Source organism: Rhizobium sp. SVR5-2C (assembly GCF_056755115.1).
The window spans coordinates 1-23,716 of the sequence record NZ_JBNDHT010000068.1 but is presented as its reverse complement, the minus strand read 5'-3'; the positions used below and the strand labels follow the sequence as shown (position 1 = coordinate 23,716).

At 59.5% G+C, this 23,716-nt stretch carries 21 protein-coding genes and 1 tRNA gene; 7 read left to right on the top strand and 15 right to left on the bottom strand.

Annotated elements, in window-relative coordinates; genetic code table 11:
* Positions 1–625: 625 nt before the first annotated feature.
* Together ACPYOI_RS19670 and ACPYOI_RS19665 are read right to left on the bottom strand one after the other, a co-directional pair.
* Positions 626–1,681 carry a GmrSD restriction endonuclease domain-containing protein gene (locus ACPYOI_RS19670; RefSeq protein WP_481423235.1) on the bottom strand — a complete coding sequence of 352 codons (1,056 nt, stop codon included), beginning with the start codon at positions 1,679–1,681 and terminating at the stop codon, positions 626–628.
* Between the two features lie 191 nt (positions 1,682–1,872).
* Positions 1,873–2,046 carry a hypothetical protein gene (locus tag ACPYOI_RS19665; protein ID WP_481423234.1) on the bottom strand — a complete coding sequence of 58 codons (174 nt, stop codon included), beginning with the start codon at positions 2,044–2,046 and terminating at the stop codon, positions 1,873–1,875.
* 288 nt (positions 2,047–2,334) lie between these two features.
* Here ACPYOI_RS19665 and ACPYOI_RS19660 point away from each other — a divergent pair, with 288 nt between their 5' ends.
* Entirely contained in the window at positions 2,335–2,988 is a 654-nt protein-coding gene (locus ACPYOI_RS19660) for a recombinase family protein (RefSeq protein WP_481423233.1), read from the top strand.
* Between the two features lie 974 nt (positions 2,989–3,962).
* Positions 3,963–4,643: a hypothetical protein gene (locus ACPYOI_RS19655; RefSeq protein WP_481423232.1), complete on the top strand. Its 681-nt coding sequence runs from the start codon at positions 3,963–3,965 to the stop codon at positions 4,641–4,643.
* A 378-nt stretch (positions 4,644–5,021) separates the two neighbouring features.
* Here ACPYOI_RS19655 and ACPYOI_RS19650 read toward each other — a convergent pair whose 3' ends face one another.
* The 3 genes from ACPYOI_RS19650 to ACPYOI_RS19640 form a co-directional block, all read right to left on the bottom strand.
* On the bottom strand, positions 5,022–5,477 hold the full coding sequence (locus tag ACPYOI_RS19650; protein WP_481423231.1) for a hypothetical protein: 456 nt from the start codon (positions 5,475–5,477) through the stop codon (positions 5,022–5,024).
* Positions 5,474–7,312 (bottom strand): tyrosine-type recombinase/integrase, encoded by a 1,839-nt coding sequence (locus tag ACPYOI_RS19645; RefSeq protein ID WP_481423230.1) that lies wholly within the window; start codon positions 7,310–7,312, stop codon positions 5,474–5,476. Before ACPYOI_RS19645 ends, ACPYOI_RS19650 begins: the two co-directional genes overlap by 4 nt.
* A gap of 101 nt (positions 7,313–7,413) precedes the next feature.
* Positions 7,414–7,490: transfer RNA gene (locus tag ACPYOI_RS19640), tRNA-Arg, on the bottom strand.
* A 411-nt stretch (positions 7,491–7,901) separates the two neighbouring features.
* On the opposite strand from ACPYOI_RS19640, the gene ACPYOI_RS19635 reads away from it, so the two are divergent.
* Genes ACPYOI_RS19635 through ACPYOI_RS19625 form a run of 3 tightly spaced genes read left to right on the top strand, consistent with a single transcriptional unit; the run spans position 7,902 to position 11,085 of the window.
* Entirely contained in the window at positions 7,902–9,311 is a 1,410-nt protein-coding gene (locus tag ACPYOI_RS19635) for a circularly permuted type 2 ATP-grasp protein (RefSeq protein ID WP_481419193.1), read from the top strand.
* A complete protein-coding gene (locus ACPYOI_RS19630) occupies positions 9,311–10,255 on the top strand; it encodes an alpha-E domain-containing protein (RefSeq protein WP_168830351.1) in 945 nt (314 codons plus the stop codon). The genes ACPYOI_RS19635 and ACPYOI_RS19630 overlap by 1 nt, the downstream gene beginning before the upstream one ends.
* An 11-nt stretch (positions 10,256–10,266) precedes the next feature.
* Complete coding sequence (locus tag ACPYOI_RS19625) at positions 10,267–11,085, top strand: transglutaminase family protein (protein ID WP_481423229.1); 819 nt, start codon at positions 10,267–10,269, stop codon at positions 11,083–11,085.
* Here ACPYOI_RS19625 and ACPYOI_RS19620 read toward each other — a convergent pair.
* From ACPYOI_RS19620 to chvE, 9 genes are all read right to left on the bottom strand, one after another.
* Complete coding sequence (locus ACPYOI_RS19620) at positions 11,045–11,920, bottom strand: transglutaminase-like domain-containing protein (RefSeq protein ID WP_481419715.1); 876 nt, start codon at positions 11,918–11,920, stop codon at positions 11,045–11,047. The two genes, ACPYOI_RS19625 and ACPYOI_RS19620, sit on opposite strands and share 41 nt — an antisense overlap.
* Before the next feature lie 101 nt (positions 11,921–12,021).
* A complete protein-coding gene (locus tag ACPYOI_RS19615) occupies positions 12,022–12,897 on the bottom strand; it encodes a transglutaminase family protein (RefSeq protein WP_481419716.1) in 876 nt (291 codons plus the stop codon).
* A gap of 48 nt (positions 12,898–12,945) precedes the next feature.
* Entirely contained in the window at positions 12,946–13,188 is a 243-nt protein-coding gene (locus ACPYOI_RS19610) for a hypothetical protein (RefSeq protein ID WP_481419717.1), read from the bottom strand.
* Between the two features lie 114 nt (positions 13,189–13,302).
* The gene (gene araD, locus ACPYOI_RS19605; RefSeq protein WP_168830356.1) at positions 13,303–15,042 is read right to left on the bottom strand and encodes an L-arabinonate dehydratase; all 1,740 of its coding nucleotides are present in this window, start codon (positions 15,040–15,042) and stop codon (positions 13,303–13,305) included.
* A gap of 62 nt (positions 15,043–15,104) precedes the next feature.
* A complete protein-coding gene (locus tag ACPYOI_RS19600; RefSeq protein WP_481423228.1) occupies positions 15,105–16,538 on the bottom strand; it encodes an aldehyde dehydrogenase family protein in 1,434 nt (477 codons plus the stop codon).
* Between the two features lie 70 nt (positions 16,539–16,608).
* The gene (gene araD1, locus ACPYOI_RS19595; protein WP_481423227.1) at positions 16,609–17,604 is read right to left on the bottom strand and encodes an AraD1 family protein; all 996 of its coding nucleotides are present in this window, start codon (positions 17,602–17,604) and stop codon (positions 16,609–16,611) included.
* A gap of 110 nt (positions 17,605–17,714) precedes the next feature.
* Entirely contained in the window at positions 17,715–18,923 is a 1,209-nt protein-coding gene (mmsB, locus tag ACPYOI_RS19590) for a multiple monosaccharide ABC transporter permease (protein WP_168830359.1), read from the bottom strand.
* Complete coding sequence (mmsA, locus tag ACPYOI_RS19585; RefSeq protein ID WP_481419721.1) at positions 18,920–20,458, bottom strand: multiple monosaccharide ABC transporter ATP-binding protein; 1,539 nt, start codon at positions 20,456–20,458, stop codon at positions 18,920–18,922. The genes mmsB and mmsA overlap by 4 nt, the downstream gene beginning before the upstream one ends.
* A 94-nt stretch (positions 20,459–20,552) precedes the next feature.
* Entirely contained in the window at positions 20,553–21,617 is a 1,065-nt protein-coding gene (gene chvE, locus ACPYOI_RS19580; RefSeq protein WP_168830361.1) for a multiple monosaccharide ABC transporter substrate-binding protein, read from the bottom strand.
* Positions 21,618–21,890: 273 nt separating this feature from the next.
* Between chvE and ACPYOI_RS19575 the strand changes: the two genes are divergently transcribed.
* On the top strand, positions 21,891–22,886 hold the full coding sequence (locus ACPYOI_RS19575; protein WP_481423226.1) for a LysR family transcriptional regulator: 996 nt from the start codon (positions 21,891–21,893) through the stop codon (positions 22,884–22,886).
* A 96-nt stretch (positions 22,887–22,982) separates the two neighbouring features.
* The gene (locus tag ACPYOI_RS19570) at positions 22,983–23,462 is read left to right on the top strand and encodes a hypothetical protein (RefSeq protein ID WP_481419726.1); all 480 of its coding nucleotides are present in this window, start codon (positions 22,983–22,985) and stop codon (positions 23,460–23,462) included.
* On the opposite strand, the gene ACPYOI_RS19565 is transcribed toward ACPYOI_RS19570, so the two are convergent.
* Positions 23,463–23,696: a hypothetical protein gene (locus ACPYOI_RS19565; protein ID WP_481419727.1), complete on the bottom strand. Its 234-nt coding sequence runs from the start codon at positions 23,694–23,696 to the stop codon at positions 23,463–23,465. It abuts the gene before it with no gap.
* Positions 23,697–23,716: the final 20 nt, after the last annotated feature.

Here is a 23,716-nt window from a genome sequence, read left to right as displayed (position 1 = left end):
GTAACCAACCTTTCGAGTTCCGACGCAATGAGGGGAAGCCACCGCTCCGCAGGGTTCGAATTGATAGACCAGTCTCGCAGAAAGCGTCCCGGCCTCGATGCTCGATATCGTTTTCCGGCAAGGGCCATGGTGGCAGCATCGAACTTCATCGCTGCGTCCTTTTGTGCATGCGCAATCCGATGTCGAATAGCTGCAAAATGCTTGAGCCTTTGTTGTGCTGACGCTAGCACTTGCTCATAGTTGCTATTCGAAAAGGTATTTGCGGCGCGACTTATGACGTGATCCGGGTTGTGCCACAGCAAGTAGGCTCGCCCATTCAGCAGCATAGTCTCCGCGTGGCCAATGGTTGAGGAATATGCTCCCCCATTGATTAAGATTGCCTGCCCCCCCGTCGGCGCGAAACCGCACATAAGCCGCAGAAATACTTGTTCGAGCACTACCTCCCACGTGGTGAAGAGGCGCACGAATGCAAGCTCATAGGCAAGTTCGACATCTTGCAATCGTATCCTATCGGGATCGCTTCGGTTCGCTCCGACCATCGCAATCTCGAGCCGATTTACAAGCGCAAGCGCCGAGAGCGATTCGGCCCTAAATCCGAGATCAAAACGCGGAAGGCTTCTTGGCATTATTTAAAGGCGTGATCGTAAAGCGTCTCGAGCCTAATCCGGCGAGGTCTAAGGTTGTCTGTCTGCCGGAGGCACGCGGTCACGAATTGGCGCATTTCCTGCTCGACATCGCCTTCGTCGCTTGCATTTTCGAGAACATTCGACAGCTCCCGCACGGTTGCTTGAAGGGCCTCCTCCTCGCCCTTACTGAGCCGCCCATGTTCCGGCGATGGCCGGTCAACATTGCGCACCCCAAAGAGGCGGTGAGCGACTGCTGCGAACAAACTATAGAAGAGAGGGACGCGCCGGAACTCGGTGGCAGACAGAATATCACCAACTGAGTCGTTGATGGCGTCTATGGTTGCACGGAACCTATGCTCAGCCATGTCCTTTGCAGGAAAGTTCTCGTCATACGTTTTGTAGAAGCCGTCGATAGACTTTTTCTTATCTTGCAGCCCAGCGAACAGCACAATCAAAAGTTCGCTGGTCAGTTCGACCTCCTGCATACGGGCTATTGCTTGCTCGCTGAAAATCTTGCGGTTTCGCCAAAATTCCAGATGTTCGGTCGACAAGGCGAAGCAGACCCGTTTGAACTCGCCAAAATAGCGTCCATTTCGTAGTTCCTGCGCATTGAGTTTGACAGAATGAGTATTCAACCGCGAAAAGATTTTTAGGATGTCGCCATCGTCTACCCCGTAGAAGACCTCACAAATAAAAGAGTATTGCTGAATGGCGGCCTGTTGCTCCGGCGTGAGCTGCGAGAACCTCCTTCCTACGGCTGGACTCTCGATGTTCTTCGAAAGTGCGAACTCGTCGTTTACATAGGATAGCACCGCCGACAGGCGTTGTTGACCGTCCACAACTTCGCGCACCATGCCCTTCTTGGGGTCTTGCGTGACGCGCAAGTACAGAGGTGGGACAGGAAGGGATAGCAGTAGGGTGTCTATGAGATAGGACTGCGCGGGTCGTCCCCACACGCCGCGACGCTGAAACTTTGGCGAAATCACTAAGTTTCCTGCGGCTTTCCAGTGCATAAAATCGATGGTGGAATAATTACTTCTTTCGGGCTTTTTCATGCGGTGCTCCGGTATCAGCCAGCAATTAAGCACGCGCTGTTTTCTACGGCTAGATGCTTTTCTTTCAGTCAACAACCGAGCTGGCCGACTTTGATGGGGGTCAGATATCTGAATGCCCACCTTCGTGGCAGCGGTCGCGCGTTTTCCCCCCGGTCCCCCCGGTCAGGATTTGTCCGTCCGCCTCAGACAATCTACTCGCAGCGGCTCGGTATCGTCTGCCAATACGGGCACCATGACGACAGCGCCTGTTCACGGCGTTCTGCCTGATAGTTGTGATCAAGGAACCACAGTGCGAGGAGTGCGAAGATGACCAATGTCAGAACAGTGACCGTCTTACCCTTGTTGTCGAGTTCTTGATGAAGCATATCGCCCAACTCCCACTGAGCTTCAGCTGCCGCCAGCACACGCCGTATCTCTTCTCCGCCTTGGTCAGCCATAGTCCATCCGCCCCAGCAACCGATCCGCGAACAACTTGCCTCAATTCGCCTTTCGGGAAAAGCCCTAACGCCTAGCGGTGCCGCTTTGTCCCTTAGGGTATACCCATGCGGACAATCGCCTGCCTCACCTATTGGCGTCCGTTAGGGTTGACATCGGGTATTCGGACAGATATCTATTCGGACAATACCCTTACGGTCACATCGAGAGGCAGGTCTATGTCAACATTCCTTTACGCCAGAGTATCGACCACCGAGCAAACCCTCACGCATCAGCAAGCGCAAGCCGAGAAGGCGGGCTTCACGTTCAACCACGTGATTGCGGATGAGGGCGTTAGCGGCGTGTCGGTCAACATGCGGGACCGCCCCCAAGGCAAGCGCCTCTTCGACATGCTGCGCTCTGGGGACGTGCTCGTGGTCCGCTGGATTGACCGGCTCGGGCGAAACTATGCGGACGTAACGGACACCATCAGGGAGTTCATCAAGCGCGGGGTGGTCATCCGTACCATCATCAACGACATCACCTTTGACGGCAACACGCGGGAACCCATGCAGATGGCCGTGAGGGACGCTCTCATTGGCTTCCTCGCTGCGACCGCACAGGCCCAAGCGGAAGCCACCAAGGAGGCGCAGCTCGCCGGTATCGCCCACGCCATGAGCACCGATGAGAACGCCTATATTGGTCGCAAGCCGAGCTTCACGCGGCAACAGCTAGGGACCGTCCGGGACTTGCTCACCAAGGGCATAGCGGTCACCGGGATCGCCAAGGAGACCGGCCTGTCCCGCCAGACGATCTATCGCATTCAGGAAAGCCCTGCGGCCGCCGAGAAGGCGCTGGCGATGTGGGAGCGCAAAGCGAATGCCCGCGCCTGAGGCTGATTTCTAATTGTCGTCCTAGAGAAGAGAAGCGCCCCGGTGGTCCTTAGCGGATTGCCGGGGTTTCTAATTCCCTCACTATAGGAGAGGAGCGTGGTGGTTCCCATGGTGGTGCCACCGGGTTTTCTAATTGGGACACTAGTGAAGAGAAGCCTGCCGCTGCCTTGATGCTACCGCGATGGATTACCGGAAATCCTAATTCCCAGACTAGAGAAGAGGAGCCCGGTGGTTCTCAGTGCTAACCGCCTTGTCAATTGGCGCGGGAAGCCGTGATGGAGAGCCCGTACTTCTTCCATTGAGTTCGGCCTGAAAATCAAATTGTCGGATTATTGGAAAGAAGCCCGGTGCGCTCCCATGGTGGCCTGCGCAGCGTACCATTGCGTGAGGATAACGCCGCTAACTGACCAAATCTAATTGTCGCACTATAGGAAAGAAGCCCGGTGGTTTCCTTGGGGGCACCGCCGAGTTTCCAATTCGCTTACTATGGGAGAGGAGCCCGGTGGTTCCTTGATAATGAGCCAAGGGCCGTTTTCCAATCTGGACATTAGAGAAGAGGAGGCGTGCGGTTTCCCCGATGCTGCCGCCGTGTTTCCAATTCGCCTACTAGTGAAGAGAAGCGCCCCGGTGGTTCCCATAGTGGTTTCACTCGGTCCGAGGGCTGATTTCTAATTCCCTCACTATCGAAGAGGAGCCCCGGTGCGCTCCCTGCGGGCTTGGCCCGTGGTGCCCTTGGCGAGAGCCTTGGGGCTCCCCTGATGGGCCAATGGCGGTAGTGACCCCAATCCCTAACCAAGCTTCAAGGCAAGCACCCAGGCACCCATCAGATAGCTCATCGGTAACTGCCTAACCGATCACCTAGTTTCCCACACGGGACACCATTTCGACCGACCCCAACCAACCCAAGGCCACCTCTCGGTATCCACCAAGGGACCGAGATGGCCACCCATGCAAACAGAAAGGACTAAACCCCAATGGCATACCCAGTGAATACCGTGGCAACCGTCAAGGCTCTCGTAGCCTGCCATGATGCCCAAGCTCTTAGCTATGCAAGAGGTGACCAAGAAGCTACCGCTGCCGATGGTGTCACCCCTCCCATGGATACCCTGCTGGCCGCACTACCTCAGGGGTCTATCACCGAGGCAAGCCTTGTAACCGAAGGGCCCTACGCTGGCCTCATCGCGTTTACCATCGGGGAACGCAAGCCCCGGCTCATTGAGCGAGAAGCGTTCCTCGTCCTCAGGGTGGCCGCATTGTTCGAGACAGGGGCGATATTCATCGACAAGAGCAGCACTAATCCGACCGAGAGAAGGGACTACCCTGAGGTATTCTCCGATCTTGGTCTCACAGTGCCGCGCATTATGGCCGACGCCCGGCAAGGCGAGATGGTCATGAAGAGGCAGACAGGTGACCATCATGACCTCAGCGCTTCGAACTTCCGCATCGCACGGGGGAACGCGCTGATCCAGAGGGGCCGCCGCGAAGCGATTGATGAGGCCCTAGCTGCCTACGATAGGAACGCCAAGGACTGGGGTCTATCCGACCACCTGAGCCGATGGGACTATCAGACCCTCATCGAGAATTGCTTCAGGCTTTACGACATCAAGCACGCCCATCGCTTCCTCAGGGTGATTGGCAAACCATCCGACGCATAACCTAAGGGGTCACTCCCCAAGGCCATTGCGCGAGGTGGTGGCGAGTAGGGAGGAACAGAAGGGGTTCGGTCGCCTTCCTCTCGCCATCCGTCCTCATATCGCCCAAAGGAGCCGAGACGCGCATACCGGCAAGCTTGACTTGGGGATTCAACCCTGCTCATCTCAAGGCACGATGTGTTCAACCATGAAGGGCTATAGGATGGCGAATGGGCAAAATGATAACACCGCCACTTGGGTGGTCGTCTTCGCGGCCATTCTGTTCATCGCATGGCTATACCACGAAGATGCATGGCAGGCTAAGCTAGACCGCGCTTTGGCGGGCTGCCTTACGCCGATGACCGATGGCTCATGCCCAGAGAGAGACCTTGCGGCATATCGCTAGGGTGGTCCTCCGTGTGCACTGCTAGATGCCTCCTCTTCGAAGCGCTTCTTGTACCAAGCGAAGGCGACCACGTTGCTGCCGTCAGGGCGAGCAGGTCCGGCCCTTGCTACCTTGGCACGCCTAGACCTCAGTTCTTCGATCTGCGCCTTTGCTTGTCGCCCGCGTTGTTCTAGGTCTCCTTCGGGACGGTGAAAGCACTCGCACTCGCACCACCAGTAATTTTCGCCATCACGCTTTTCGTTGACGGTGACGGTGACCACTAGTGCACCGAGGCAATGCGGAACCTTGTTGGTATAAACCCTTATGGTTCCCCTTCGCTGGGCCATGTGTGGTGGCATGGCGTCAAAGAAGCGACCCAACTCGGGGACCAGTTCGAGCCAGACCTTGCGCTGCTCCTCGAAGGTGACCGTGCGGTAGTTCGCGAAGTCAATGCATGTGTCGTTACTGCTCATGCTTTCCACTCCGGCAGCGCGATGACAGACTTAGGGGCATCAATACGCCCTACGGCCTCGTGCAGGGCCTTGAGGCCGAACCCGGCACCGTAGCTCCTGCCGACCCCACCACTCCCCGCATGACCGGTGAGGGCATCATGAAGCTCCTCGGGGAGCCCCGCGTCCCGACAGAGCCGCTTGAAGCTGTGGCGGAAGGAATGGAACACGATCCTCTTATCCTCGATGCCGACCGTCTTGCGGAGATACCTCCCGAAGAACTTGGTATAAGCCGTAGCGGAGTAGAAACCATCTTCCGATTGCACATCGGGCCAAAGGCTATCTGTGTCTTTTCTTCCCTTCTTCGCGAGGAGGGCATCACGGTAGCGCAGCAGGCCGAGCCGAATGAGTTCATCATGCAGCGGCACTTGACGACGAGAGCTTGCCGTCTTGATCGACCGCCCGCCATCGGTGCCGATGTCGATGAACCAGATGCCGCTTTCGGGGTCTTGCCGGATGTCCGCAATGCGGAGCTGAGCTATCTCGTTCAGCCTTGCCCCAGTCAGCAGGCCGATAAGCGGGAACCAGAAGGCTGCCTCACCGCCACCACCACGGGGCCGCTTGCCGCCTGTAAAGATTTCATCCGCGAAGAGAGCGCCTAGTTGGCTCTCCGAGAAGGGGAGGCGCTGCTGCGTTTCGTGGCGCTGATCGATTACGATGGTCAGGTTCCGAAACGGATTGACGAAGCCCGCCACGTTGTCCATCTCGCCGTCCCGCTCTGCCGCCCCCACGATGGCCGCTAGCAGGTTCAAGCTCTTGTTGACGGTGGCTGCATGGGCGGGGGCGTGATCCGCGCCTATGGACTCGACAAGCCGCCTGAGAGGCATCCCGCGTTGCTTACCAGTGAGGCGCGTTGGCAGGCGGGAAAGCGCGTTGCGGAAGTCACGGGCCTTGGGCTTGTCGATTTCACCTAAGTGAAGATCACCATGCCACTGCGTAAAGTAGCGTACCGCCCGCTCTGCCTCGGCAACAGTGTTCGGTGAGGGCTGCTTGCCGCCTCGGGCTTGAGACCCACTCTTCCATTTGGCGAATGCCTCCGACAGCAGAGGGCCCTTGGCTGCCGCTGGGGCAGGACTCGGGGTCGGCACCACGTCACCCTCTTGCCGCCTTTTCAGGAAGTCATAGCCTTTCACGTAGCCACTGAGCATCGCCATTCCGGCTCTCTGGTAGAACGGCGATGATGGGTCTATCGGTATGCCAGCCTCCGCTAAGTAGGCATGAAGCTTAGCCTTGACGATGCCGATCTGGCGCTTTGCGTATGCCTGCCGGAAGCTGGCCGATAGCAGGTCGATGGTTTCTCCCAGCGCTTCGAGATGCCCCTCAGCCATGCCGAGCTGGCCGATTAGTGGGTCCTCAAGGAGTGGCCATTGGGCTCGTTCTTCCGGGGTCTGCAATTGACGGCGAGGATCGCCTTGCTCCCGTTCCCGCTCATCCTCAGCCAGAATGTCCGCTATTACGGTGGCCTCTATTTCTTCGGGGGTCGGTAAGGACCGCTCCCGCTGTGACCCCGAAAGACTGACAACCCCATCGCCCTGCATCAAGCGGGCAGCAAGCTCAAGCAGGTCGCTAACACGTGATGCTTCGCTGAGGTCCCTGCGCTTAGCAATCCGGTGGTCGGTGGTCTCAAGGGACTTGGTGAGTTCCCTCTTGAAGCAGCCGGTCTCGGAGTTAATCAGCTCACGGAAATCCGCCTTAAGCGGTACGGGGCACGGCTTTCCCGCCAAGCTGGATGGGAGCCTCTTGCGAAACTCATAGATGCCGCTGCCTTTGCGACGTTGCATATACGTGAGCCCTGTCATCGTGTGGCCATCCCTTGCGTGCCCCTGTTGTGTACCAGACGGCTCCCGCTAAGGTCTTGAGACCATAGATGTTTTTGAACTTCAATGCATTAGGAAAATGGTGGCGCACCCGACAGGATTCGAACCTGTGACCTTTGGAATCGGAATCCAACACTCTATCCAGCTGAGCTACGGGTGCATGCCTGAGGCGGTTTGAATCGCCTGTCCGATGCGTGGTTCTTAGCCTAGCTTCTCCTGCGCTTCAATCTCCAAAATGGAAAAGTCCGCCGTTCTTGCGATCAGCGGGCTTGATATTCTCGGCCAATCCGTTTGGACCTGCGTCGGCGCTGGCGAAACGAGCCCTAGGGAGCGCAGAGCGCCGACCGAGTAGCCGCTATTTGGGCAGGATCCCGAGCGGAAAATAATCACATGCCCAGACTTTGGCCGCCATACCCCAAGCGGGTTCTTGCGCCTTTGCCTCGTGCCGTTGCCGACCGCCGATTTTTCACGGGTTTTGGCATTTGAATACGCCTTGCCGTTCCACTTTGCATGGTTCTTGCATTGCCCTTTGCATTGTATTCAAATGAACAGAAAAAGGGGAGCCACACCTTTGGCGTTCGATGAAATGATCACCGGGAACGAAAGTCCCCGTCAGCCATATGAGAAATACTTCGAGTGGTACAATGCCCAGGACAGGGCGCATCTGATTGCCAAATCGCGCGACGCGGAAAACATCTTCCGGAAGACCGGCATCACCTTTGCGGTATACGGACACGCGGACTCCTCCGAAAAACTCATCCCCTTCGACATCATCCCCCGCATCATCTCCGGCCGCGAGTGGCGCAAGCTCGCGCAGGGCATCGAGCAGCGGGTGATCGCGCTCAACGCCTTTCTCGACGACATCTACCACAAGCAGGAGATCATCCGGGCGGGCCGCATTCCGCGCGAACTGATCGAGAAGAATGAGGCGTTCCTGTCCGAGATGATCGGCTTCCGTCCGCCCGGCGGCGTCTATACCCATATCGTCGGCACCGATATCGTGCGGACCGGCGAAGATCAGTTCTACGTGCTGGAGGACAATGCCCGCACGCCTTCCGGCGTCAGCTACATGCTGGAGAACCGGGAGACCATGATGCACATGTTCCCGGAGCTTTTTCACGAGAACAAGGTTCAGCGTGTCGAGGACTATCCGTATCTGCTGCGCCAATCGCTCGCCTCGCTCGCCCCTCCCGGCTGCAAGGGCAAGCCGCGCATCGCGGTGTTGACGCCCGGTATCTACAATTCCGCCTATTACGAGCATTCGTTCCTCGCCGACATGATGGGCGTGGAGCTGGTCGAAGGGGCGGATCTGCGCGTCCTCGACGGCAAGGTGAAGATGCGCACGACGCGCGGTTATGAGGCGATCGATGTGCTCTACCGCCGCGTCGATGACGACTTCCTCGATCCGCTGACCTTCCGGGCCGATTCCGCGCTCGGCATTCCCGGCATCATGGATGTCTACCGCTCGGGCAACATCACCATCGCCAATGCGCCCGGTACCGGCATCTGCGACGACAAGGCGATCTATTCCTACATGCCGGAGATCGTCGAGTTCTATACCGGCCGGAAGGCACTTCTCGAGAACGTGCCGACCTGGCGGTGCTCGGAAGCCGGCAGCCTGAAATATGTGCTCGAGCATCTGGACGAACTCGTCGTCAAGGAGGTCCACGGCTCGGGCGGCTACGGCATGCTTGTCGGCCCGACGGCTTCCAGGAAGGAGTGCGCCGACTTTGCCGAAAAGCTGAAGGCCAAGCCCGCCAACTATATCGCCCAGCCGACGCTTTCGCTTTCGACTGTGCCGATCCTCGTCAACAAGGGGATTGCGCCGCGCCACGTGGACCTGCGTCCCTATGTGCTGGTGTCCGACAAGGTACAGATCATTCCCGGCGGTCTGACCCGCGTCGCACTGAAGCAAGGCTCGCTGGTCGTCAATTCGAGCCAGGGCGGCGGCACCAAAGACACCTGGGTATTGGAGGACTGATGCTCGGAAGAACTGCAAACGGACTCTACTGGATGTTCCGTTACATTGAGCGCGCCGAGAATATCGCGCGCCTTATCGATGCCGGGCTGCGCATGTCGCTGACCAGAAGCGGTGATGGCGATGATGACTGGGACGGCGTGCTGCAGAGTGCCGGCGTTCGAGAGGCCTACGAGGAGGTTCACTCCAAGATTACCCGGGCCGATGCGATCGACTACCTGCTGCGCGACCGCTCGAACCCGTCGAGCGTCATGTCCTGTATCGACTATGGCCGCAACAATGCGCGCATGGTCCGTACGGCGCTGACGCGCGAAACCTGGGAGGCGACCAACGAATTCTGGATCGAGCTCAAGGGGCTGCTTTCCAAGCGCCTCAAGGCGGCCGAGATGCCCGAGGTCATCGATGTCATCAAGCGGCGGGCGGGGCTCACCCGCGGGGCGTTCCACGGCTCGATGCTGAGGAACGAGCTTTACAACTTCGCCCGCATCGGCACGTTCATCGAGCGGGCCGACAACACGAGCCGCATTCTCGACGTGAAATATTACGTGCTGCTGCCCTCTGTTTCGCAGGTCGGCTCGTCCATCGACAACGTCCAGTGGGAATCGATCCTGCGCTCGGTTTCGGCGCATCGCTCCTATAGCTGGGCCTACGATGCGGAATACAAACCGGTCAACATCGCCGACTTCCTGATCCTCAACGGCCAGATGCCGCGTTCGCTGGCCTATTGCTACGAAAAGATCGTCAGCAACCTCGGCTACATTTCGCGCAGCTACGGCGGTGAACGCCTGCCTGCCCATGATACGGCGGACGCCATCCGAACATCGTTGCAAGCAAGGCAGATCAAGGATGTCATCGACCAGGGGCTGCACGAGTTCCTCGAGGATTTCGTCAATCGAAACAACCAGCTGGGTATCGAAATTTCCGAGGGTTACCGGTTCTACGTTTAGCGGGGCATGAGATGAGACTGAAGATTAGCCATGTCACCGAATACCGCTACGACGAGCCGGCGCACTTTTCGCTGCAGCGCCTGCGGCTGACGCCGCCCAGTGCCTTCGGGCAGAAGGTTCTGAACTGGTCGTTGCATGTCGAAGGCGCCAAGCCCGAGGTGGAATACGACGACCAGTTCGGCAACCACGTGAACCTTGTCTCGCTGGAGGGCGAACAACAGGTGACGCGCATCGTCGCCGAGGGCGAAGTTGAAACCGAAAATCGCAACGGAGTGACTGGTCCGCACACCGGTTATTGCCCGCTGTGGCTGTTTTTGCGGGACACGGGGCGCACCCGGCCCGGCAAGCTCATCAAGGACCTCATCAGGACCGTCAACGGCGATAGCGAACTCGCCCGCATGCATGCGCTGATGGCAGCCATCCACGAGGCGATCGACTACATGCCGGGCACCAGCGACACGGAAACGACCGCCGAAGAGGCGATGGAGAAGAAGACTGGCGTCTGTCAGGACCATGCCCACGTCTTTATCGCGGCTGCTCGCGCAATGCAGGTGCCCGCCCGCTATGTGTCCGGTTACCTGATGATGGAAGGGGAGGCCGAACAGGCCGCCACGCACGCATGGGGCGAGGCGCATATTCCGGGTCTCGGTTGGGTCGGCTTCGATGCCGCGAACAAGATCTGCCCAGATGAGCGCTACGTTCGGATCGCTTCAGGCCTTTGCTACCGTGACGCAGCCCCGGTCTCCGGAATGCGGATCGGCACGCCGGGCGAGAAGCTGACGGTCACGGTCAGGGTCGAGGCTCAGGGCCAGATGCAGAGCCAGAGCTGACAAGCGCAGCGGGCCTGACACCGCGATCCTGAATGACTTCTTCCGTCAGGACTTCGAACTGCACCAATGCAGCCTGGCCGAAAGCGGTCGAGATCGCCACGTCGGTCGCGTCGCGGCCCCTTGCCATCAATATGCGGCCGATGCGCGGAATGTTGTGCCGGGCATCGGCCGTGTACCACCGCCCGCCCAGAAAGACTTCAAACCAGGCATTGAAATCCATCGGTGCCGGATCGGGCGGCACGCCGATGTCGCCAAGATAGCCCGTGCAATAGCGCGCCGGTATGTTCATGCAGCGGCAGAGCGTTATCGCAAGATGCGAGAAGTCGCGGCAGACGCCGGTCTTGTCACAGTAGCCGCCGTACGCGGTTCTGAGGGCGTCGGCTTTCTGGTAGTCGAATGCGATATGGCCGTGGACGAAATCGGTAATCGCCTGGACGCGGGGCCAGCCGGGTTCGGTGTTCGAGAAGGTCGCCCAGGCGAAATCACCCAACCGGTCCGTGTCGCAATAGCGGCTCCCCAGGAGGAATACGAGAACATCGTCGGGCAGATCGTTGACCTCATGCTGTCGGGCATCGGGCGGCACCACGTCCGGCTCGCCACTGTCACGGATTTCGAACTCGGTTGAAATCTTGGTCAGTCCCGGCGGGGCAAGGATGCGCGCGCAGCAGTTGCCGAAGCTATCGGTATAGGTCCGCGCACGGACCGGCTGGCTGAACGACAGCACCTCATCGGTCAGGAGATCGGGGCGTCGCGAGGGATGGATATTGAGGACCAGAAGCATCGGCGTCGGCTGAATGCATTCATAGCCTAAGGTAAAACCAGCGCGAATCTTCACGGGGCCTCCTATGGAAAGGCTGGGAAGTCCACCAGCCTGCGGCCCTCATCGAACGCCGCAAAAATCTATGAGTTCCATATAGATGGGAGCGCCGGCTGATTTCACGGTCCGCTGGTAACATTGACCTGCACAACCAGAGCCTCGAAGTCATCCGCCTCTCCGTCATAGCTTCCTGACAGCGGGATCGCCTGGCGGGGATCGCGGGCAACGCCGACGCGGATCAGATCGTGATTGCCGACGATGCCATTGGTAGGGTCGAACTCCACCCAGCCGGCACCGGGAAGATAGACTTGGCACCAGGCATGTGTGGCGCCGCCGCCGAGCGTCCTCGACCCGTCCCGATCAGCCACGTAGATGTAGCCGGTGACGAAGCGTGCGGCGAAGCCGAGCGAACGCGCCGCCTCCATCATCAGCAGCGCGAAGTCACGGCAGGTGCCCTGCCGCCGCACCAGCGTTTGGAACGGCGTCTGGGTTCCCGGTGCGGATCGGCGCGCATAAGCGAAACTCTCGTGAATTCCGTAGCAGAGGGTCATCAGGACACGGCCGGTCTGCCCGGAGGAACGCGTTCCGACGAATTGTTGCGCCCATTTTGCAACCGCGCCATCCGGATCATCGTAATGACGGGTGATCGTGCAGGAGAGATCCGGCAACTCTTCCTCGTCATAGGAGAACGGATAGGTCAGCGCCTTGCGATCGATTTCGAGATCGAGCGGCACCTGCGGTGTGTGATCAAGGCGGATATTGCTTTCGAACCGAAGGTGATCAGACACCCTGTCAATGTTCACAAGCGCAATACAATTGCCGAAAACGTCGTGGATCCAGCGGATTCGGGCCGGTTGCGGATCCGCTGTCAGGGTCGCATCCAGGAGACGCTGATCGAAGCTGTCCCGCGGGCGGAAAAGGATCCGGTGCTGGCCGAAGGCGACAGGCCGTCTATAAGAATACTGCGTAATATGCCTGACGGAAAAAACGGTCATGCTGCATCGCCCGTCCTGGGAATGTCCGATGAAGGAACCGGCCAGCGATCAATCGAATTCCGGCACCGACCCTGACTGGAACAGGATCACCGATGGGCCGTGCTCGCCGATGGCCGGATTTCCTTCGCTGCACCATACGACGACGCCATCATAATCGTTCACAAGCGTCTGTGCGACGTAAACAGCGGTTTCCTCCTTCTTCATCTGGCGAGGCTCGAAGGCAGGCCGCAATATACCGTTGTCGTCCTTGTTAAACGCGCTGAGCACAATCAATTTCCGCACACCGGGCATGGCGCCTCTCCTGCGGCCATAACGGCGGGGAGGGGAGTTCGTTCCGGGAGTGCCAGGTGTGCAAAGAAAAAGGCGAAGCTCCCGCTCCGCCTTGATGCCAATTCCCGGTTTGCCTCAGTGGCTGTCTCTGCCAACCGCGTTGCCGCGACATCCTTTGAGGAAGTCGAGGTCGGCGCCGGTATCAGCCCCTTCGACATGCTGCTGGTGCAGCCAGGCATAGCCGGAGGTGGGAAGATCATGCTGCGGCTTCCATTCGGCGAGGCGGCGTGCCAGTTCCTCTTCCGAGATGTCGAGATGCAGACGGCGGTTCGGGACGTCGAGCTCGATGAAGTCGCCGTTCTTGACGACCGCGAGCGGTCCGCCGACAGCAGCTTCCGGCGAGGTGTGCAGGACGACAGTGCCGTAGGCCGTACCGGACATGCGGGCATCGGAGATGCGAACCATGTCGGTGATGCCCTTCTTGAGCACCTTGGGCGGCAGGCCCATGTTGCCGACCTCGGCCATGCCTGGATAGCCCTTCGGACCGCAGTTTTTCATGACCATGACGCAGGTCTCGTCGATGTCGAGGCTGTCGTCGTTGATCTTGGCCTTGTAGTCGTCGATGTCTTCGAAGACGACGGCGCGGCCGCGATGCACCATCAGATGCGGGGAGGCGGCCGATGGCTTCAGAACCGCGCCCTTCGGGGCGAGGTTGCCGCGTACGACGACGATGCCGCCGGATTGCGTCAGCGCCTTTTCGGCGGGCAGGATGACGTCTTCGTTCCAGTTGACGACGTCCTTGACCTCATCCCAGATGCTCTCGCCTGATACAGTCAGCGCGTCCTTGTGCAGGAGACCGGCTTCGCCGAGGCGCTTCAGCACCACCGGAAGGCCGCCGGCATAGAAGAACTCTTCCATCAGGTACTTGCCCGACGGCATCAGGTTGACGATCGTCGGCACGTCGCGGCCGCAACGATCCCAGTCGTCCAGCGTCAGATCGATGCCGACGCGGCCGGCCATGGCCAGCAGGTGGATGACGGCGTTGGTCGAACCGCCGATCGCCGCATTGGTGCGGATGGCGTTTTCGAAGGCTTCCTTCGTCATGATGTCCGAGGGCTTCAGGTCGTCCTTGACCATCTGGACGATACGCCGGCCGGTGAGTTGCGCCATCACCTTGCGGCGGGAGTCGACGCCCGGGATCGCGGCGTTGCCCGACAGAGCCATGCCGAGCGCCTCGGCCATGGAGGCCATGGTGGAGGCGGTGCCCATGGTGTTGCAGGTGCCCGACGAGCGGCTCATCGAGGCTTCCGCCTCAAGGAACTCGGCCTGCGTCATCTCGCCGGCCTTCACCATTTCGGAGAATTTCCAGAGATGCGTGCCGGAGCCGACGCGCTCGCCGCGGAAATAGCCGTTCAGCATCGGCCCGCCGGTGACGACGATCGAGGGGAGGTCGCAAGACGCGGCGCCCATGATCAGCGACGGCGTGGTCTTGTCGCAGCCGACCAGCAGCACGCAGCCATCCATCGGCTGACCGCGGATCGCCTCCTCGACCGCGAGCGCAGCCAAGTTGCGGTACATCATCGCCGTCGGGCGGAAGGTGTTTTCGGAAGCCGAGAAGACCGGTACTTCGAGCGGGAAACCGCCGGCTTCCCAGACGCCAGCCTTCACCTTTTCGGCGAGCTCGCGGAGATGACCGTTGCACGGCGTCATATCCGACCAGGTGTTGAGGATGCCGATGACAGGCCGCCCGTCGAACAGATCGTGCGGATACCCCTGGTTCTTCAGCCAGCCACGGTGATAGATCACGTCGCGGCTCGTGCCGCCGTACCATTCCTGTGACCTCAGCTTGCGCGGCCACTCCGCTTTCTTCTTCATGGACTTTCTTCCTTCAGAGGGTTCCCGTACCGCCTCGTACGGTCCGGAACCCGATCATGTGGTTACGCCAGCGTGTAGGCGGTCTTGACGGTTGTGTAGAATTCGGCAGCGTACTTGCCCTGCTCGCGCGGGCCGTAGGACGAGCCCTTGCGGCCGCCGAAGGGAACATGGAAGTCGACCCCTGCGGTGGGCAGGTTCACCATCACCATGCCGGCCTCGGAGTTGCGCTTGAAGTGCGTCGCATGCTTGAGGCTGGTGGTGGCAATGCCGGCCGACAGGCCGAAGGGCGTGTCGTTGGCGGTGGCCAGCGCTTCTTCGTAATCCTTGACGCGAATGAGCGAGACGACCGGTCCGAAGATCTCTTCCCTGCTGATACGCATCTGGTTGGTGGCTTCGGTAAAGAGCGTGGGCTGCAGGTAGAAGCCGGGCGTTTCGCGGGTGACGAGTTCGCCACCGAAGGCGAGCTTGGCGCCTTCCTTTTTGCCGATCTCGATGTAATCGGTATCGGTCTTCAGCTGCTTTTCATCGACGACCGGTCCGATATGGGTGCCGGGCTTCAGGGCGTTGTCGACCACGAGCGTCCGCAGCTTTTCCGTCAGCGCCGCCACGAACTTGTCGTGAATGCCTTCGGTGACGATCAGGCGCGAGGATGCCGTGCAGCGCTGGCCGGTGGAGAAGAAGCCGGAATTGGCGGCTGCTTCGACGGCGACGTTGAGGTCGGCGTCGTCGAGGACGACCATCGGGTTCTTGCCGCCCATTTCGAGCTGGAACTTGCGATTATGTTCGATCGACGAAACAGCGACGCGGCGGCCCGTACCGGTGGAGCCGGTGAAGGTGATGCCGGTAATGTCGGGGCTGTCGAGCATCGTCTGGCCGACGACCGAGCCCTTGCCCATGACGAGGTTGAGCACGCCCTTCGGCAGGCCGGCTCGATGCAGGATATCGACGATCGCCCAGGAACAGCCGGGAACGAGCTCGGCAGGCTTGAAGACGATGGTGTTGCCGTAGCAGAGCGCCGGCGCAATCTTCCAGGCCGGGATCGCGATCGGGAAGTTCCAGGGCGTGATGATGCCGATGACGCCGAGCGGGTCACGGGTGATCTCGACGCCGATATTCGGGCGCACGGACGGGATGGTCTCGCCTGCGAGGCGCAGCGCTTCGCCGGCGAAGAATTCGAAGATCTGCGCGGCGCGGATCGTCTCGCCGATCGCTTCCGGCAGCGTCTTGCCCTCTTCGCGGGCAAGCAGCGCGCCGAGCTCGTCCTTGCGCGCCATGATCTCGTCGCCAGCCTTCTTCAGGATGACGTGACGTTCCCAGATGCCGGAACGGGACCATGCAGGAAAGGCAGCCTTGGCTGCGGCGATGGCGTTCTTCGTATCGGCCGCGGAGCCGCTGGCATAGAGGCCAACGACCTCCTTCGTATCGGACGGATTGATGTTTTCGACTGCGTCGGCGCCAGTCCATTCGCCGGCGATCAGGTTTTGATAAATGGTCATGGGCTGAACGAGCCTCCTTTACCTTTACAAATGTGGTCTGGCCGTGGGAGGCGGCCAGCCCAACGAAACCTCAAAGCTGTTTCACAGCGATATTTTCTTCGAAGGCAACCTTCAGCGGATTGCGCAGCGGAAAGCCGAATTCGGCAACTTCGATTTCGAAGACATCGCCGTCTTCCGTCTTGATGCCATCCGCGAAGGAAAGCGTCGCCGTGCCGAACATGTGGACATGAACGTCGCCAGGCACGCGGAAGAGGCCGTACTTGAAATGATGATATTCGAGGTTCGCGAAGGTGTGCGACATGTTCGCCTCGCCGGAAAGGAACGGCTTCTCGAAGATCACCTTGTTGCCGCGCTTGATGCGCGACGTGCCGCGGATGTCGTCCGGCGCCACGCCGATGCGGATCTCCGGGCCGAAGCTTGCAGGACGCAGCTTGGAATGCGCGAGAAAGAGATAGTTGATCCGCTCTGTGACGTGGTCGGAAAACTCGTTGGAGAGCGCAAAGCCGACGCGGAACGGCGTGCCGTCCTCGCCAATGATGTAGATGCCAGCCATTTCAGGCTCCTCACCGCCATCAAGCGCGAAGGACGGGGAGACGAGGGGAGCGCCCGGCGCGGCAGCGGCATGGCCGTTGCCCTTGTAGAACCATTCGGGCTGAACACCTTTTTCGCCGGCCTTCGGCTTGCCGTTCTCAAGGCCCATCTTGAACATCTTCATCGAGTCCGTGAGCGTTTCTTCGGCGGCCTCGGTGGTCTTCTTGTGCATGGAGTCGCGGGTCGCCGCCGAGCCAAGGTGCGTGAGGCCGGTGCCCGTCAGATGCAGGTGGGCGGCATCCGGATGCGTGATCGGCGAAAGGAACCTGCCTTCCGCATAGGCCTTCTCCAGATCGACGGCATCGCCATAGCCATGCTCCTCGATGACGGAGACGAGCGATTTCCCCTTCTTTGCGGCTTCCATCGCCAGTGCGTAGACGCTGCCAGCGTTCTTAACGGCTTTCGCTGTACCGCCCGGCTCACGCACGGATACGATGATCTCTCCATTCGAACCCTTGATCTGCGAAATAAGCACGGCCCTGATCCTCTTTTGCTAATCGCGGAATACGCTCCGCCTTTCCGGCTCCCGAGGGAGCCGGAATTGATCTTCAATGACTGCGAATGCCTGAACCGGCGCCGGAGCGCTCAGCCCTTGTTCTTGTTATAAACGTCGAAGAAGACGGCGGCCAAAAGCACGAAGCCTTTCACCATCTGCTGGAAATCGATGCCGAGACCGATGATGGACATGCCGTTGTTCATCACGCCCATGATGAATGCGCCGATGACCGCACCGGTAATCTTGCCGACGCCGCCGGATGCCGAGGCACCGCCGATGAAGCACGCCGCGATCACGTCGAGCTCGAAGCCGACGCCGGCCTTCGGCGTCGCCGAGTTCAGGCGAAGTGCGACGATGATGCCGGCAAGCCCCGCAAGCGCACCCATATTGACGAAGGTGTAGAAACTCAGTCGCTCGGTGTTGATACCCGACAGCTTGGTCGCCTTTTCATTGCCGCCCATGGCGTAGATGCGGCGGCCGATGGTCGTGCGGCGGGTGACGAACGTATAGGCCGCGATCAGCACCAGCATGACGACGAGAACGTTCGGCAGGCCGCGATAGGTCGAAAGCTGCCAGCCAAGCGCCAGGATCGCCAGCGTGACGATGACGTTCTGGGCGATGAAGAAGCTCATCGGCTCGACATCGATACCGTGGCTTTCATTGACCTTGCGGCGGCGCCAGGCGAGGTAGAAGAGAACGGCCGGAATGATCAGCGTCAGGATCAGCGAGGTCGACTGGACCGGGATCCCGCCGATATCGATCATATCGCCCGGCAGGAAGCCGGTGCTGATGATCTGGAACTCCTTGGGGAAGGGGCCGATGTTCTTACCGCCGAGAACGGTCAGCGTCAGGCCGCGGAAGACCAGCATGCCCGCGAGGGTCACGATGAAAGAGGGGATGCGGTGATAGGCGATGAAATAGCCCTGCGCCGCGCCGATGATCGCGCCAACCAGGATACAGAGCAGGCCAGCCAGCCAGTAGTTCATTCCCAATGACACTGTCAGGATTGCCGCAATCGCGCCGACGAAGGCGACGATGGAGCCGACAGAGAGGTCGATGTGCCCCGCCACGATGACGAGCAGCATGCCGAGCGCCATGATGACGATGAAGGAGTTCTGGAGAACGAGGTTCGTCAGATTGACCGGACGAAACAGAATGCCGCCGGTATAGATCTGGAAGAACAGCATGATCGCCACGAGCGCAATCAGCATGCCGTATTCGCGGATGTTGCCGCGGATGTAATCGGCGATCGAAACGACGTTGCTTTCCTCTTGGCTGGTCGGGTTGACAGGAGTCATTGTTTCTTCTCCCCTGAGCGCATGATAGCGCGCATGATGGTTTCCTGGCTCGCTTCGGCCTTCGGCAGTTCAGCGACGATGCGACCTTCGTTCATCACGTAGATGCGATCGCAGGTGCCAAGCAGCTCCGGCATTTCCGACGAGATCATCAGAACGCCCTTTCCATCGGCGGCAAGCTGGTTGATGATGCTATAGATTTCATATTTTGCACCCACGTCGATACCGCGGGTCGGCTCGTCCAGGATCAGCACGTCAGGATCCGAGAACAGCCACTTGGAAAGCACGACTTTCTGCTGGTTTCCGCCGGAGAGGTTGACCGTTTCCTGGTAGATGCTCGAGGAACGGATACGCAGCTTCGACCGATAGTCCGTCGCGACCCTGCTTTCCTTGATGCCGTCGATGACGGTACCGCTCGAAATGCCGTTGAGATTGGCAAGCGACGTGTTGTGCATGATGTTGTCGGCCAACACGAGGCCGAGATGCTTGCGATCCTCAGTCACGTAAGCGAGACCGGCATCGATCGCCTTGCGGACGGTGCTGGTGTCGACCGGCTTGCCGTCGACATGGACTTCGCCTGATATCTTGTGACCGTAGGACTTGCCGAAGACGCTCATGGCGAATTCGGTGCGCCCGGCGCCCATGAGACCGGCAATGCCGACAACCTCGCCCTTGCGGACGTTGATGTTGATGTCGTGCAGCACCTGGCGGTCGCGATGCTGCTGGTGGAAGGCGTTCCACTTCTTCACTTCGAAGATGGTGCCGCCGATCGGAACCGAACGCGGCGGATAGCGGTCTTCCAGATCGCGGCCCACCATGTTGCGGATGATGATGTCTTCGCTGATTTCGTCCGCGTGACAGTCGAGCGTCTTGATCGTCATGCCGTCGCGCAGGACGGTGATTTGATCTGCGACCTTGCGGATTTCGTTCAGCTTGTGGGAAATGATGATGGACGTCATGCCCTGCTTGCGGAATTCCATCAGCAGGTTGAGCAACGCGTCGGAATCTTTCTCGTTGAGCGAGGCCGTCGGTTCGTCGAGGATCAGAAGCTTGACGCTCTTCGACAGCGCCTTGGCGATCTCGACGAGCTGCTGCTTGCCGACGCCGATGTCGGTCACGAGCGTATTCGGAGATTCGCGCAGGCCGACCTTGGCCAGAAGCTCTTTGGTGCGGTTGTAGGTGGTTTCCCAGCTGATGACGCCGCTCTTTGCGTTCTCGTTGCCGAGGAAGATGTTTTCCCCGATCGACAACAGCGGCACGAGCGCCAATTCCTGGTGAATGATGACGATGCCGATTTCTTCGGAGTCCTTCAGGGCTTTGAAGTTGCGGACATTGCCGTCGTAGACGATCTCGCCATCATAGGTGCCTGCGGGATAGACACCGGAGAGAACTTTCATCAGGGTCGATTTGCCGGCCCCGTTTTCCCCCACAACTGCATGGATCTCACCCTGTCGAACCTTGAGGTTCACGTTCTCAAGCGCCTTCACGCCCGGGAACGTCTTGGTGATGTTCCGCATTTCGAGGAGTGTATTTTCCATGATCAAAAATCCAGCGCCGTGACGTCAAGGAATGCCCGGCGATCGTAGAATTCAAGACCGGAACCCGCAATGCGGGTTCCGGCCGTTCTTCATATTACTTCAGCTGGTCAGCGGTGTAGTAGCCGCCTTCTACGAGGACCTTTTCGTAGTTGGTCTTGTCGACCGCTACCGGCTTCAGCAGGTAGGACGGAACGACCTTGACGCCGTTGTCGTAGGTCTTCGTGTCGTTCACTTCCGGCTCCTTGCCAGACATCACAGCGTCAACCATGGAAACGGTGACCTTTGCGAGGTCGCGCGTATCCTTGAAGATCGTGGAGTGCTGTTCGCCGGCAATGATCGACTTGACGGACGGAACTTCTGCGTCCTGGCCGCTGATGACCGGCATCGGCTGGTCAGCCGAACCGTAGCCAACGCCCTTCAGCGACGAAATGATGCCGATGGAGAGACCGTCGTAAGGAGACAGAACGGCGTCAACACGAGCGTCCGTGTAGTTGGCCGAGAGCAGGTTGTCCATGCGGGCCTGAGCCGTTGCCGGGTCCCAACGCAGCGTGCCAACCTTGTCCATGCCCGTCTGGCCGGACTTCACGACGAGCTTGCCGCTGTCGATGTAGGGCTGCAGGACGGACATTGCGCCGTCGTAGAAGAAGAAGGCGTTGTTGTCGTCCGGCGAACCGCCGAAGAGTTCGATGTTGAACGGGCCCTTGCCGTCCTTGAGGCCGAGCGCGTCAACGATGGAACCGGCCTGCAGAACGCCGACCTGGAAGTTGTCGAACGTTGCATAGTAGTCGACGTTGCCCGAGTCGCGGATCAGGCGATCATAAGCGATGACCTTGATACCGGCATCGTGGGCCTTCTGCAGAACGTCAGAAAGCGTCGTGCCGTCGATCGAAGCAACAACGAGAACCTTGGCGCCCTTCGTGACCATGTTTTCGATCTGCGAAAGCTGGTTCGGAATATCGTCGTCACCATACTGCAGGTCGGTCTGGTAGCCGGCTGCCTGGAGCTGCTTGACGATGTTGTTGCCGTCGTCGATCCAGCGGGCAGAAGACTTCGTCGGCATTGCGATACCAACGAGGCCCTTGTCCTGCGCCATTGCAGGCATAACGAATGAAGCGACGCCGAAGGCTGCCGCAGCCATCAATGAGATAATGGATTTCATTTCTCTCTCCCTTGTTAATAGAACGGCGGACGGCAAGCCGCCCGCCACGAAACTGTGGCAGGTTCCGTAGATTGGATAGTTACTTCAGATGGTGAGAAAAGAAGTAGGTTTCCTCCACGATCTCACACGTGTTGAGTGCCAACCAGCACACGGCCGCAAACTCGTATGGAATCTTATAACTGTCAAATAGAATCAGTGTTAAAATGCATACCAACTTTGGTATATCGTTAAAAAGTATTACTTTTGAAGGGGATGAGAAGAGGGAGTGCAGCCATGACGGGTATTTCCGGGCCGATTTCTGCGGATCGTATCGATGTCCACAGTCAAAATTTTGGTGATGATGCCCTGCTGCGTGCGGGTTTGAAGCTGAATCACCTGCGGATGATCGTCGCACTCGAAGATAGCGGACAGATTTCCGCGGCGGCGGAAAGCCTGAACATCTCGCAGCCTGCCGCCTCGAGAATGCTCGCTGAAATGGAGTCGATCGTGAAGACGTCACTCTACGAGCGAGTGGCCCGAGGGGTGGTGCTGACGACGTTTGGAGAGGCGCTCGCGAGACGCGCTCGAAAGATTATGCTCGAACTGCGCGAGGCCAGCCGGGAAATCGGCGAATTGAAGAGCGGCAAGGGCGGATCCGTCTTCATCGGCGCGGTCACCGCGCCGGCGATGAGCCTTGTGGTTCCCGCCATCGACAAGGTCCGCAAGGCCTTTCCGGGCATGGAGGTCAATATAGAGGTGGAGACCAGCAACGTTCTGGCGCGGCACCTGCTCGCGGCCCGGTACGACTTCATCATCGGCCGCATTCCCGACGATCTCAATCCCCGGCTCTTCGAAGTGCAGGAGATCGGCATAGAGAGAGCCTGTCTGATCGTCCGCTACGGGCATCCGCTCGCCGAGAAGAAAGTGTGCAGCCTTGCCGACATTCGTGGCTACGAGTGGGTCTTCCAGCCGCCGGGCAGTCTGCTCCGGCGCACCTTGGAGGATATTTTTCTGGCGGCAGGCGTGCCGCTGCCCGAGAGCATCGTCAACACATCTTCCCTGCTGCTGACCTGCGCGATCATTAGCCAGACGAACGCGATCGCACCCGTAGCGCTGGAAGTCGCGCAGTTTCTCGCAGGCCAGGGCTCAAGGGCCTCCGATGTGCATGTGCTGCCGACCGACTTCGAAATCAACATAAAGCCCTATAGCCTGATTACCGCCCGCGAGCGCGCCCTGCCTCCGAGCGCGCGGCTTCTTCACGATCTCATTCTGGAGCAGTGCCAGACCTAGAGCCTTGAAAGGCTCGATGTTTGGCCCTCGGCAGTCCTCACGCAAGCCCGGCGCCATTCTGGCATTGTTTAATGTTCGCCTTCGAAGGGTGGCGGCATGTTGTTCGGGCAATCGATTTTCCAATCCGTTCTGGAACGGCTGAAGGCGGAAGAAGAGGATAATGACGAGGATGAGACCCCCGCCGCCTATCGCGTCCAAGGTTTGAGCGCGGGGCTTGCTTTCGATGTGATGGAGGGGGTGTCGGCCGCGTCGCAGCGTCCCGGGCAGGCCTATCTCGACAATCTCGAGCCGGAAATGCCTGCTGCGGCGGCGGAAGAGGAAGTGCAGCCGCAGCCCGTTCCGGAGCCGGAGCCCGTGATGCCGGAGCACCTTGCGCGCATCACGCCTGCAGAAATCGCAGCCGAACTCTCGATAACGGCGGCCGACACACTTCAGACGCTGAACGAGAAGCGGCGCGCCTTTGCCAAGTTGAACCATCCCGATCGGGTGGCGCCGGCATTCCGGCAGAACGCGACGACGCGCATGACGCTTGCAAACCTCATGATCGACGAAGCCGTGCGGCGTCTCGGCCGCTGACTATTCAGGGTCCGCCTCGTCCGGCTTTGGAGCTTCGTTCGGCTCGGCAGACGGCTGCTTGTAGGTCCAGAAGAGCATATAGAAGGCATAGATGCCGGCAGCGCCCGACAACACGCCCCAGAACGGGTCGCCGCCGATGAACTCCAGAGCTGACCAGCCCAGGCATACGGCCACGATCAGAGCGCGTACCCAGACATGGCGGTAGGCGGGATGACTCGGATCGATAAGCTGCATGTGTTCCCCGGTCATGTTTC

Bases quoted from the DNA above. Each gene is read 5' to 3' on its own strand.
- ACPYOI_RS19570 (WP_481419726.1), top strand. From the start codon at position 22,983: ATGTTGTTCGGGCAATCGATTTTCCAATCCGTTCTGGAACGGCTGAAG.
- ACPYOI_RS19660 (WP_481423233.1), top strand. From the start codon at position 2,335: ATGTCAACATTCCTTTACGCCAGAGTATCGACCACCGAGCAAACCCTC.
- ACPYOI_RS19630 (WP_168830351.1), top strand. From the start codon at position 9,311: ATGCTCGGAAGAACTGCAAACGGACTCTACTGGATGTTCCGTTACATT.
- ACPYOI_RS19645 (WP_481423230.1), bottom strand. From the start codon at position 7,312: ATGACAGGGCTCACGTATATGCAACGTCGCAAAGGCAGCGGCATCTAT.
- mmsA (WP_481419721.1), bottom strand. From the start codon at position 20,458: ATGGAAAATACACTCCTCGAAATGCGGAACATCACCAAGACGTTCCCG.
- ACPYOI_RS19625 (WP_481423229.1), top strand. From the start codon at position 10,267: ATGAGACTGAAGATTAGCCATGTCACCGAATACCGCTACGACGAGCCG.
- ACPYOI_RS19575 (WP_481423226.1), top strand. From the start codon at position 21,891: ATGACGGGTATTTCCGGGCCGATTTCTGCGGATCGTATCGATGTCCAC.
- ACPYOI_RS19665 (WP_481423234.1), bottom strand. From the start codon at position 2,046: ATGCTTCATCAAGAACTCGACAACAAGGGTAAGACGGTCACTGTTCTG.
- ACPYOI_RS19650 (WP_481423231.1), bottom strand. From the start codon at position 5,477: ATGAGCAGTAACGACACATGCATTGACTTCGCGAACTACCGCACGGTC.
- mmsB (WP_168830359.1), bottom strand. From the start codon at position 18,923: ATGACTCCTGTCAACCCGACCAGCCAAGAGGAAAGCAACGTCGTTTCG.
- ACPYOI_RS19600 (WP_481423228.1), bottom strand. From the start codon at position 16,538: ATGACCATTTATCAAAACCTGATCGCCGGCGAATGGACTGGCGCCGAC.
- ACPYOI_RS19615 (WP_481419716.1), bottom strand. From the start codon at position 12,897: ATGACCGTTTTTTCCGTCAGGCATATTACGCAGTATTCTTATAGACGG.
- ACPYOI_RS19670 (WP_481423235.1), bottom strand. From the start codon at position 1,681: ATGAAAAAGCCCGAAAGAAGTAATTATTCCACCATCGATTTTATGCAC.
- chvE (WP_168830361.1), bottom strand. From the start codon at position 21,617: ATGAAATCCATTATCTCATTGATGGCTGCGGCAGCCTTCGGCGTCGCT.
- ACPYOI_RS19655 (WP_481423232.1), top strand. From the start codon at position 3,963: ATGGCATACCCAGTGAATACCGTGGCAACCGTCAAGGCTCTCGTAGCC.
- ACPYOI_RS19610 (WP_481419717.1), bottom strand. From the start codon at position 13,188: ATGCCCGGTGTGCGGAAATTGATTGTGCTCAGCGCGTTTAACAAGGAC.
- ACPYOI_RS19565 (WP_481419727.1), bottom strand. From the start codon at position 23,696: ATGCAGCTTATCGATCCGAGTCATCCCGCCTACCGCCATGTCTGGGTA.
- araD (WP_168830356.1), bottom strand. From the start codon at position 15,042: ATGAAGAAGAAAGCGGAGTGGCCGCGCAAGCTGAGGTCACAGGAATGG.